This window comes from Streptomyces sp. SID10853, from assembly GCF_010548145.1.
Classification (GTDB): domain Bacteria; phylum Actinomycetota; class Actinomycetes; order Streptomycetales; family Streptomycetaceae; genus Streptomyces.
In genome coordinates, this window is the sequence record NZ_JAAGLN010000434.1 from 1 (window position 1) to 2,588 (window position 2,588).

The window sequence follows — 2,588 nt, forward strand, 5'->3', positions numbered from 1 at the left end:
CGGGGCGGCAGACGCGCCTGCCTCAGTCCCAGGCAGGCACCCGCCTCAGCGGGCAGACGCGCGCCGCCTCGGTGCCCAGGCAGGCACCCGCCTCAGCGGCAGCGGCCGGGCGCCGCCGGGGCTCACCGCCCGAGAGCGTCCCGTACGGCTTCCTCCGTGCGCGCCACCACCGCCGTGCCGTCGTCGGCCGTGATGATGGGCCGCTGGATCAGCTTCGGATGCCCGGCCAGCGCGGTGATCCACCGGTCCCGCGCCTCCGCGTCACGCGGCCACTCCTTCAGCCCGAGCGCCTTCGCGTCCGGCTCCTGGGTCCGGGTGATGTCCCACGGTTCGAGCCCGAGCCGGCCGAGCACCGCCCGGATCTCGTCCTCGTCCGGCACGTCGTCCAGGTAGCGGCGGACGGTGTACGAAGCACCTTCCGCGTCCAGCAGGTCCACCGCGCTGCGGCACTTCGAGCAGGCGGGATTGATCCAGATCTCCATGGGGCCCAAGGTACGCGAGGGGCTGTCGGAACCCCCGCCGACCAGGGGCTTCTGTCAGTGCCCGGCAGTAAAATGGGGGCAGTTCGCGTGGGTCCGTGAGGGCCCTGTCACCAGCGCCTGGAGGTCGCCGATGGCCGTAGCCGTGTTCCCGACGCAGTCCTTGGTCAAGAAGCCACTGCCCGCAGGAAAGCCACGCGATTGGTACGTCTCGCACAACCGCAGGCTGAAGGCGATGCGCCTGGCCATCGCCCTGCTCGACACCGGTGTCTACCGTCCGGATCAGGCACCGAACCGGAAGATACGCTCCACAGCGGCCCTCGCCGGCATCCACCCGCCGTCCGACGCCACCTGCCGGATGGTCCGTTTCCTGATCCGCGACGGCCGCTGAACACCCCGTCCCACCAGCTCGCTCACGCACGGTCCGGCCGGTGGCCGCGGACAGCCGTTCCGCCCACCGGCCGAGCAAGCCCACCGGCCGAACAAGCCCACCGGCCGAACAACCCGTCACCCGCTCTCTTCCCCGCGGACGGAGAAGGCGCCCGCGGCAGCCGCCAGGACTGCCGCATCCGCCGCCCGTGCCGGGAGTTGCGGATCCTGACCGGCACGCAGGAGCACCAGCTCGTGGTAGAGCGGTGCGGTGGCCGCGATCAGCAGGCTTCGCGCGTCCGTGTGCTGTGCGGGGAGTTCACCGCGCCCGACGGCACGCGCGACGAGGACCTCGCACTGGGCGTACCGGTCCGCCCACAACTGCGTCTGGGCCCGCGCGGCCTGTTCGGAGTGGAACGAGGCGGCCATCAGGGCGACGGCGAACGACGGCCGTACGACCAGGGATTCCTGGATCTCCTGGTTGAGGGCCGTCAGATCGCCGCGCAGTGAGCCGGTGTCCGGTGGCTGCCAGTCGATCTCGCCCGCGGCTTCGATGGCATCGACGAGCAGGCCGCCGACATCGCGCCAGCGCCGGTAGACCGTGGCGCGGTGCACTCCGGCCCGCGTCGCGACACCCTCCACCGTCAGTCCCTCGTGACCACGTTCAGCGAGTTCGGCGCGTACGGCATCGAGAACCTGGGCGCGGACGCGGGCGGTGCGACCGCCCGGGCGGCGGTCCGACGTCGTGTCCAGTGGGTCTGTCATCGGCGGCCGGTATCCGGTTGATCAAGGCGGCAGGGGTGTGCCAGCATCTTAACGCGACAGTCGTCGCTCCAGGTTCACCGGAGAGGAAACCCCTCCACGATGCCGCCCGTTCCCGCCGACCCCACCGTGCTGCACCCGATGCCCGGGCACCCGCGTGTGGTTCTGCTCAAGCCGCTGCTGAAGTCGCCGCTGATCGAGGCCGGTGACTTCTCCTACTACGACGATCCGGACGACCCGACCGCGTTCGAGACGCGCAACGTCCTGTATCACTACGGTCCCGAGCGGCTTGTCATCGGCAAGTACTGTGCGCTGGGGACGGGCACCCGGTTCATCATGAACGGCGCCAACCACCGTATGGACGGTCCTTCGACCTTCCCGTTCCCCACCATGGGGGGCTCCTGGGCGGAGCACTTCGACCTGATCACCGACCTGCCCGGCCGGGGAGACACGGTCGTCGGCAACGACGTGTGGTTCGGCCACGGCGCCACGGTCATGCCCGGTGTGCGCATCGGTCACGGCGCGATCATCGCCGCCGGCGCCGTGGTCACCGGCGACGTCCCCGACTACGGCATCGTCGGCGGCAACCCCGCCCGGTTGATCCGCACCCGCTACGACGCCGCGGACATCGCCCGGCTCCTCGCCGTGGCGTGGTGGGACTGGCCCGTGCGGCACATCACCAGGCAGGTACGGACGATCATGTCCGGGTCCGTCACCGACCTGGAGGAGGCCGCCGCGCAGACCGGCCGGCCCTGACGCCGCGCCCCCGCCGCCTCGCCCGCGCCCGTTCCGCACCTGTCCCGCGTTCCGTGCGGTCCGCAGCGATCGAGTGCAGCACGAACCCGGTCGAGCCTCTCCACCCGCCGCCGGCCCCGGTCAGGCATCTGGTCGTCGCGGCGCCGGCGCCAGGCCGAGATCATCGCCCAGTTCCGAGGCGGTCTTCCGAGGGGCGCCGCCACGACCTGCCGGCTGTCCCGG

General features: G+C 71.6%; 4 protein-coding genes. 2 read left to right on the top strand and 2 right to left on the bottom strand.

Features of this window, described 5'->3' with window-relative positions; genetic code table 11:
* Positions 1 to 122 precede the first annotated feature (122 nt).
* Positions 123 to 482, bottom strand: a complete 360-nt coding sequence (locus G3I19_RS35975) for an ArsC/Spx/MgsR family protein (RefSeq protein ID WP_164267876.1) — start codon at positions 480 to 482, stop codon at positions 123 to 125.
* 130 nt (positions 483 to 612) lie between these two features.
* Between G3I19_RS35975 and G3I19_RS35980 the strand changes: the two genes are divergently transcribed.
* Positions 613 to 870 carry a hypothetical protein gene (locus tag G3I19_RS35980; protein WP_164267877.1) on the top strand — a complete coding sequence of 86 codons (258 nt, stop codon included), beginning with the start codon at positions 613 to 615 and terminating at the stop codon, positions 868 to 870.
* A 116-nt stretch (positions 871 to 986) separates the two neighbouring features.
* On the opposite strand, the gene G3I19_RS35985 is transcribed toward G3I19_RS35980, so the two are convergent.
* Positions 987 to 1,613 (bottom strand): TetR/AcrR family transcriptional regulator, encoded by a 627-nt coding sequence (locus tag G3I19_RS35985; protein ID WP_164267878.1) that lies wholly within the window; start codon positions 1,611 to 1,613, stop codon positions 987 to 989.
* A gap of 99 nt (positions 1,614 to 1,712) precedes the next feature.
* Here G3I19_RS35985 and G3I19_RS35990 point away from each other — a divergent pair, with 99 nt between their 5' ends.
* Positions 1,713 to 2,366, top strand: coding sequence for a CatB-related O-acetyltransferase (locus G3I19_RS35990; RefSeq protein WP_164267879.1), 654 nt, complete (start codon positions 1,713 to 1,715; stop codon positions 2,364 to 2,366).
* The last annotated feature ends 222 nt before the right edge of the window (positions 2,367 to 2,588 follow it).

Excerpts from the sequence above, each read along its gene's own strand:
- G3I19_RS35975 (WP_164267876.1), bottom strand. The coding sequence starts at position 482 with ATGGAGATCTGGATCAATCCCGCCTGCTCGAAGTGCCGCAGCGCGGTG.
- G3I19_RS35980 (WP_164267877.1), top strand. The coding sequence starts at position 613 with ATGGCCGTAGCCGTGTTCCCGACGCAGTCCTTGGTCAAGAAGCCACTG.
- G3I19_RS35985 (WP_164267878.1), bottom strand. The coding sequence starts at position 1,613 with ATGACAGACCCACTGGACACGACGTCGGACCGCCGCCCGGGCGGTCGC.
- G3I19_RS35990 (WP_164267879.1), top strand. The coding sequence starts at position 1,713 with ATGCCGCCCGTTCCCGCCGACCCCACCGTGCTGCACCCGATGCCCGGG.